At 40.4% G+C, this 7,183-nt stretch carries 6 protein-coding genes and 2 pseudogenes; 3 read left to right on the forward strand and 5 right to left on the reverse strand.

The features are described from left to right. From L5M38_RS23665 to L5M38_RS23675, 3 genes are all read left to right on the forward strand, one after another. Positions 1-226, forward strand: a 226-nt coding sequence (locus L5M38_RS23665; RefSeq protein ID WP_263180492.1) for a transposase domain-containing protein, incomplete at its 5' end; no start/stop codon positions are given. A gap of 357 nt (positions 227-583) precedes the next feature. Beyond that, positions 584-2,146, forward strand: coding sequence for a PAS domain-containing methyl-accepting chemotaxis protein (locus L5M38_RS23670; RefSeq protein ID WP_263180493.1), 1,563 nt, complete (start codon positions 584-586; stop codon positions 2,144-2,146). A 292-nt stretch (positions 2,147-2,438) separates the two neighbouring features. Next, positions 2,439-4,496 carry a GGDEF and EAL domain-containing protein gene (locus tag L5M38_RS23675; protein ID WP_263180494.1) on the forward strand — a complete coding sequence of 686 codons (2,058 nt, stop codon included), beginning with the start codon at positions 2,439-2,441 and terminating at the stop codon, positions 4,494-4,496. Between the two features lie 104 nt (positions 4,497-4,600). Here the strand turns inward: L5M38_RS23675 and L5M38_RS23680 are convergent. The 5 genes and pseudogenes from L5M38_RS23680 to L5M38_RS23700 form a co-directional block, all read right to left on the reverse strand. Continuing rightward, positions 4,601-4,693: pseudogene (locus tag L5M38_RS23680) on the reverse strand (S24 family peptidase); the annotation flags it as partial. A gap of 60 nt (positions 4,694-4,753) precedes the next feature. Continuing rightward, positions 4,754-5,053: pseudogene (locus L5M38_RS23685) on the reverse strand (transposase); the annotation flags it as partial. Between the two features lie 9 nt (positions 5,054-5,062). Continuing rightward, positions 5,063-6,376: an IS66 family transposase gene (gene tnpC, locus L5M38_RS23690; RefSeq protein WP_263180496.1), complete on the reverse strand. Its 1,314-nt coding sequence runs from the start codon at positions 6,374-6,376 to the stop codon at positions 5,063-5,065. A gap of 91 nt (positions 6,377-6,467) precedes the next feature. Continuing rightward, positions 6,468-6,818, reverse strand: a complete 351-nt coding sequence (tnpB, locus tag L5M38_RS23695) for an IS66 family insertion sequence element accessory protein TnpB (RefSeq protein ID WP_263180497.1) — start codon at positions 6,816-6,818, stop codon at positions 6,468-6,470. Next, positions 6,815-7,183, reverse strand: a 369-nt coding sequence (locus L5M38_RS23700) for a hypothetical protein (protein WP_263180498.1), incomplete at its 5' end; no start/stop codon positions are given. The genes L5M38_RS23700 and tnpB, both read right to left, overlap by 4 nt.

Consider the following 7,183-nt stretch of genomic DNA (forward strand, 5'->3'; position numbering starts at 1 on the left):
CAATAGAGCTGAACGTGCAGTAAAACCGTTTGTGATAGGCCGAAAAAATTGGTTATTTAGCCAAACGGCTAACGGTGCACATGCCAGTGCCGCCCTTTACAGTATTGTGGAAACCGCCAAAATAAATGGTCTAATCCCATTTGATTACATCATGGTTTGCCTTGATGAACTGTGTAAACCAGAACCCAATATCGATAGCTTGTTACCCTGGAATTTTAAACAGTAGGTGTGGTTCGCTAGACGGTTACCTTTCTACAACTGATTTGAACAGTTACATGGCAATCGCCCCTTTTATAACCGAAGTTAAAAATAGAGGTTTATGCAGTTCCGGAACTCTAAAAGTATAGCGTGGTGTTTCTAATAAGATGGCGGAAAAGCGGTATATGGGCTGTTTTTTAGAACGCTCTAAATATAACGCCAAGTAACAATTTAATCCTGGCTCAACCAACTCTCGTCGGGTTAATTGCTGCTTTATGTGTTGGACGGATTCTATACTAAAGTTTTATTTGACTTACGTAATATTCGGCATATTATAAATAAATAAATAAATAATATATATATATATCAATGGATTAGTAATTTTATGACTAGAAATCATTCGGGTAATGAAGTTAATTTTGGCAGCGCGGATATATTATTATCCACTACAGAGTTAGACAGTAAAATAACCTACGCAAACCCCGAATTTTGCAAAATTGCCGGATTTACCCTGGATGAATTGAAAGGCAACCCACATAATCTTGTCCGACATCCGGATATGCCAAAACAGGCGTTTAAAGATTTATGGAGTTTTGTTCAGCAGGGTAAATCATGGATGGGGCCAGTAAAGAATCGCTGTAAAAATGGTGATTATTATTGGGTTAATGCCTATGTCACACCCATTAAAGATAGTCATGGCAAAATACAAGAGTATCAGTCGGTAAGAACCAAGCTCGATAATCAAGTGAAGGACAATGCCACTGCCATATACGCTAAATTAAACAAAGGTGAAACGCCGCGGGCTTTAAGAGCCAGTATCGATGCAACCGCAATCATACAAGGCCTGTTGTTTTTTTTGTGTTTGGCTTTTGTTGCGATGATGATTTTTACAAATATCCCCTGGCTGCTGAGCATTCCCTTATTAATTGTGACTCTCATTTCCGCAATATTCTTTACAACCTGGCGAAGCAAGTACCGCAGATTGCTCGATGATGCAAAAGCTGTGTTTGACAACCCTTTAATGAGTTACATATATACGGGCCATAACGATGTGGTAGGCAATATTCACCTGGCCTTAAAAATGCGTAAGGCAGAGATAAACGCCATAGTTGGGCGGGTGAATGATGTATCAATAAACATTACGGACGCCGCGAACGAGACCAATAGTGCCAGTGACATGGTGGCAAAATATTTGGCTGAGCAAAATGCCGAAACGGCACATATTGCGACTGCAATTAACCAAATGGCGGCTACCGTACAAGATTTGGCTAAAACGGTATCTGTGGCCGCACAGGCTTCTGATGAAGGAAGAAACATATCTGAAGCAGGTCAGCAAGTTGTTGATTCAACTGTAAGGGCTATAAATGAGTTATCTAGTCAACTTGCAGAAGTTGATAAGGTGGTTACCCGCCTGACTGAAGGGTGTAACTCGATTGGTAGGGTATTGTCTGAGATTAGCGGTATAGCCGACCAAACCAATTTACTTGCTTTGAATGCTGCCATTGAAGCGGCACGAGCAGGAGAGCAGGGACGGGGATTTGCGGTTGTTGCTGATGAAGTAAGAACCCTTGCAAAGCGAACACAGCAGTCTACAAAAGAGATTAATACCCTGCTTGCACAACTTCAACTGGAATCAAATAATGCAGAGAGTGCAATGAAAGTAGGTAAAAAACTGTCTGAAAATTGTGTGATTTTGTCTGAGAAAACAGGGGAATCGTTGCGTAACATACACACCGAAGTAAGCAAAGTATCAGATATGAATACACAAATTTCAGCAGCAATTGAAGAACAATCTGTGGTAACAGAGCTGGTGAGTAAAAATATTGTTAGAGTTAATGACCTGGCCGTGGTGAGCGAAGAGAATGGAATAACGGTGTCACGACTGGCCGCGAGCTTATTAGAGCAATTGCGGGTACAGAAAAGTCTAATTGAACAATTTAGAGGTTAGGTTATTATGGCAGCCTACTACGTAGTAGCGCAGACATTATCTGAGCATCATTTTTTTATGGATCCGACCAAATCTCATCGCAAAAGTTGAATAACTTCATTACCAAACTTGATGCCGCGGTAGAAGAGCACATGAAGTGGACACGGCGTGTATTGCGCACCTCACTTGGTTAGCATGTGCTTGCGCCGCTTGCCCTATGCGGTTGGTTACATTGCCAGAAAAAGTCTATCACTCACTGCAATCAACAATAACTGCATAATAAGTGTGTATTTAATTTTTCTTAGGAATTTTTATGTCTCCGTTTTATCCTGATTTATTACATTTAATACCCGACACTATAATCGTTGTAGATAATAAAGGTGAAATCACGTGGGTTAACGATTCGGTAACAAAACTATTAGGTTATCAACCAGCAGAGTTAGTTGGTAAAACCGTAGAGTGTTTGATACCTAAACGTTATCGAGAAAAGCACGTACCTATTCGCAACTCATTTATTAGTCACCCAACTGAACGCTCGATGGGAACGGTTGCCGGATTATGGGCGCTCGACAAAAATAAGAAAGAAATACCTGTATCTATAGAGCTTAATCATTACAAAGAATCAGGAAATACTTACACTGTCTGTTCAATGCGAACGTTAACCAAAAAAGAGTTGGTAATCACCGCACTTTATAAAATGCAGGAACGATTAGAGTTTTCACAATCATTAGCACATGTAGGAACTTGGGATTGGGATATTACCAACGAAACACTAGTTTGGACCGATGAAATATACCGAATATTTGGATTAACACCGCAAGAATTTGACGCAACATATAAGGCATTTCTTAGCTGTATACACCCTGATGATAGGCAATCAGTTATTGATGCTGTTAATACAGCAATTTCTGATGATGTCCCCTACGAAATAATGCATCGCGTCGTTCAGCCTAGTGGCGAAGTAAGACATGTACTAGAAAAAGGCCATGTCATTCGCGATAAAAACTCCATGCCTGTTCGTATGCTAGGGGCGGTATTAGATGTCACACAACTAATTGAAAAAGAAGGAAAAATTACGCAACTTGCACATTTTGATGAGCTTACCCAGTTACCTAATCGCGTTTTATGTCGTAAAAAACTAGAAGATAAAATAGCCATAGCGCAATTGAATAATAAAAATTTTTCTGTTTTGTATATTGATTTAGATAACTTCAAAAACATTAATGATACGCAAGGTCACTTGATAGGTGACGAATTTTTAAATGAAATTGCTGTAATATTATCCAACAACCTCCCCAAAAACACATATTTGGCTAGACTTGGAGGTGATGAGTTTATAGCCATATCTGACTTCTATGATTACAATTCAGTAACAGACAAAAAAAATCAATTGCTTTGTGAGCAAATAACTTCACTATTACAAATAAGAAAATCTTATACCAATTGTGTTGTCGATATCACAGCAAGTATTGGTGTCGCTGTTTTTCCTTTGCATGGAAAAAGTTTTAACGAATTATTAAGATCTGCTGACCAAGCAATGTATCAAGTCAAAGGGAAAGGAAAAAACAATTACGAAGTCTATAACTCAGAGATTGAAGAAAAAAGAATAAATCAACTCAAACTCGTTTCAGATATGCGTACAAGTTTGCAAAATAATGATTTTCAGGTTTACTATCAGGCAAAGCAAAGTTTAAAGAACAGCAGCTTAGCTGGGTGTGAGGCACTAATACGGTGGGATCATCCCAAATTAGGCAGAGTTTCTCCTATTGAGTTCATTCCTTTAGCCGAAAAATCAGGTCTTATTATACCCTTAGGTAAATTTGTACTAGATAAGGCTTGCCAGTTTGCAAAAAACTGGCAACACCATTCAACACTGCCAATTACAGTATCAATCAATGTATCTGCCGCACAACTTAAATCAGAATTTTTTGTTGATGATATAAATGAATCAATCAAAAAAGCCGGAATTGAAGGAAATCAAATTGAATTAGAAATAACAGAAAGCTTACTGATGGAAGATATTGAAACAACTATTAAAACATTACTGAAATTAAAGAGCATAGGCGTTGCTATTTCAATTGATGACTTTGGCACTGGCTACTCTTCACTAAGCTATTTAAAGAAACTCCCCGTTGATACATTGAAAATTGATAAAAGCTTTATTGATGGCCTGCCAAGGAAAGAGGATGATTCAGCAATAGTATCTAGTATTGTAGCGTTAGCAAATAGTTTACAACTAAAAACAGTCGCAGAAGGTGTAGAGAGTCAAGAGCAAAAAGTATTTTTGTCCGTTTTAGGTTGCGACGCTATACAAGGGTATTTATATAGCAAGCCTATACCTGAACATGAATTCTTTCTTGAGTTCGTTTAATCCTTACTTGCTGGTTTTACCATTGCGGCTATTACTTACACGGGATTTTTCATACCCCAAATGCTCATCCATTTCCACGTTCAATGCCGCTTCAACAGTGATTGTTGGTCTAAATCAAGTCCAAGTTGTGTGTACTCAGTTGCAGGAGACTCAAAACCAACGAGACCTGCATGAGCTTTAATAGGAATAAATTTCAACGTGCACTGTTATTATATAAGGGGTATCCTGTTAGCTCCACTACCCACTACATGTTGTGTTTAGCGCTCTTTGATATTTTCATAGCTAACGGGTGGTGTAACCACCGCTTGTTCAAGTAATCTATAAAATAGTAGACCACGTGAATGAGAAGCTCGACGATTAAAACGAAAGGCATATTCGTCGAGATAACTATCTAAATGTTCATGCCCCACCGAACCTTGATGAGTTCCTAATATCCACCTTTTCAATAGTGATGCGACTCTATGCACACCCGCTAATGTTTGATGGGCTGGCTCTTCAGACCCAAGCTGAACCAATTTATTACGTTCATAACCAAGCTCATAAAGTAACCGTCTAGCGAACCACACCTACTGTTTAAAATTCCAGGGTAACAAGCTATCGATATTGGGTTCTGGTTTACACAGTTCATCAAGGCAAACCATGATGTAATCAAATGGGATTAGACCATTTATTTTGGCGGTTTCCACAATACTGTAAAGGGCGGCACTGGCATGTGCACCGTTAGCCGTTTGGCTAAATAACCAATTTTTTCGGCCTATCACAAACGGTTTTACTGCACGTTCAGCTCTATTGCTTTTATCTTTAACGCGTGACTCAACGCCGTACAGTTTTTGGATAAGGCTCAATACCACATCCGCTTTGCCGGTTTTATTTTTCCCTTGTAGCTTTTTCGCGTCGATAAATTTACGACGAGCATGAGCCCAACAGCCGATTAAGGTTGCCTCTGTTTTGGCATAGGCCTGATAACCATCCACGTGTAAATACCCTTGATATCCATCAAGATAATTAACCACGCAGGCGGCCGCGCGACTATTGTGGAAGTCGTAAAGCACGATATTAGGGATAGGATTATTCGGGTCTGGTGAATCTCGACCTGAACAATACACCCACATGTAGCTGTTCACTTTATCGGATTTCACCACCTTTAATGGCGTTTCATCGGCAAACAGCGTGGGCTGCTTTAACAGCTCGGCTTTAAGTCGCTCAACTAGTGGCGCGAAGAGTGCGGCGGATTTGTCTATCCAGCTGCTCATGGTCTGGCGACTGAGCTCAATACCGTATTGCTTGAACATGGCTTCCTGGCGATAAAGCGGTAACCCATATTGGTATTTACTGGTGATAAGCTGACTGAGCAAACTGCTTGTTGCAATGCCTTTGTTGATGGGCATGGCAGGCATTGAGGCTTGCTTTATCTGTGTTTGAATCGAGGATTTATCACAGTGACGGCAAGCGTACTTAGGCCGAATGTGCTCAATCACTTTGATTTGAGCGGGAATAAACTCAAGCTTTTCTGACTTATCTTCACCCATTTTATGTAGCTCACCGCCACAGCAATCACAGGTTTTATCTTCTATATCGTGGATAACTTGTTCACGGGGTAAGTCTTTTGGCAGTGGCTTACGCACCGGTTTTTTACGGGTATAACTAATGGATTGCTGCTCTTCCTCAATGGCTTCAATAATCTCTTCCACTTCATTGAATAACTCGCCTTGCCCCACAAAGCCTTCAGCACTTTTGCCGAATTGTTTTTGTTGAGCCAGGCGCCAGCGTTCTTCTAACGCAGCGATTTGTGCATCTTTCTGTAAAGATAATTGCCGCTCATTTTCGAGCAGTTTTTCCAGCTCAGCGATGCGCTGTTTAAGGGCGAGTTCATTTTTCATGAAGCCTATTTTAAGGCATAACAAAAGGCTTTCCAGTGCTAACTGAACGTCTTTTGATGATCATCAATCGATCGCCAACTCTTTTGAATAATTAAAGCACTTGCTTACCTGCGACATCAATTTTGCTGTGGCCAATCACATCATAACCCGCTAATAACCAGCGTAATTGTTGCTCGGTTAATGTCATGGTGGGTGACATGAGTTTAGGCCATTTGAACTTATGTTTATCTAATCGCTTATACCACAGGGCAAACCCGGTGTTATCCCAGTACAGCAGTTTGAGTTTGTCGCGCCCTTTATTACGAAACACAAATAGCGCACCACTGAGCACCGGTAGTTCAAGCTCTGCTTCCACTAAGGCGGCTAATCCATTAATCGATTTACGAAAATCGACCACATCCGCACATAAATAAACGGTGGGCACATCAACAAACATCTTCATGCCATCAGCCCTTTAATGATGGCAACGATATCGTTCGTTGCTAAATTGGCAGGAAACATTAACTGGCCTGTGCGGATATCAAACTGCACCACATTTTGATGAGTTTGCGCGCAGACTTCAGTGGTGGTTTGTTTTAACTGAATAAAACGTGATGATGTGGGGTTCGTTGTTTGCACTGGCAAGGTTGAATTAGGCTGATACTCAGCCAGTAAAGCGCGCTGTTTATAGTAAGTGGTGATAGAGACATTATGGTGTTGGCAAAATTCGATATTAGTGCCACTAAACGAGCCGCGTTGTTGAAGTAGCATCTGCCACTGAGTAGTTGTTCTGTATGTTTTCATCACCTGCTCCAAATTTATCATTGA

Source organism: Shewanella sp. SM101 (genome assembly GCF_025654465.1).
In the GTDB taxonomy this organism is placed as follows: Bacteria; Pseudomonadota; Gammaproteobacteria; order Enterobacterales; family Shewanellaceae; genus Shewanella; species Shewanella oncorhynchi.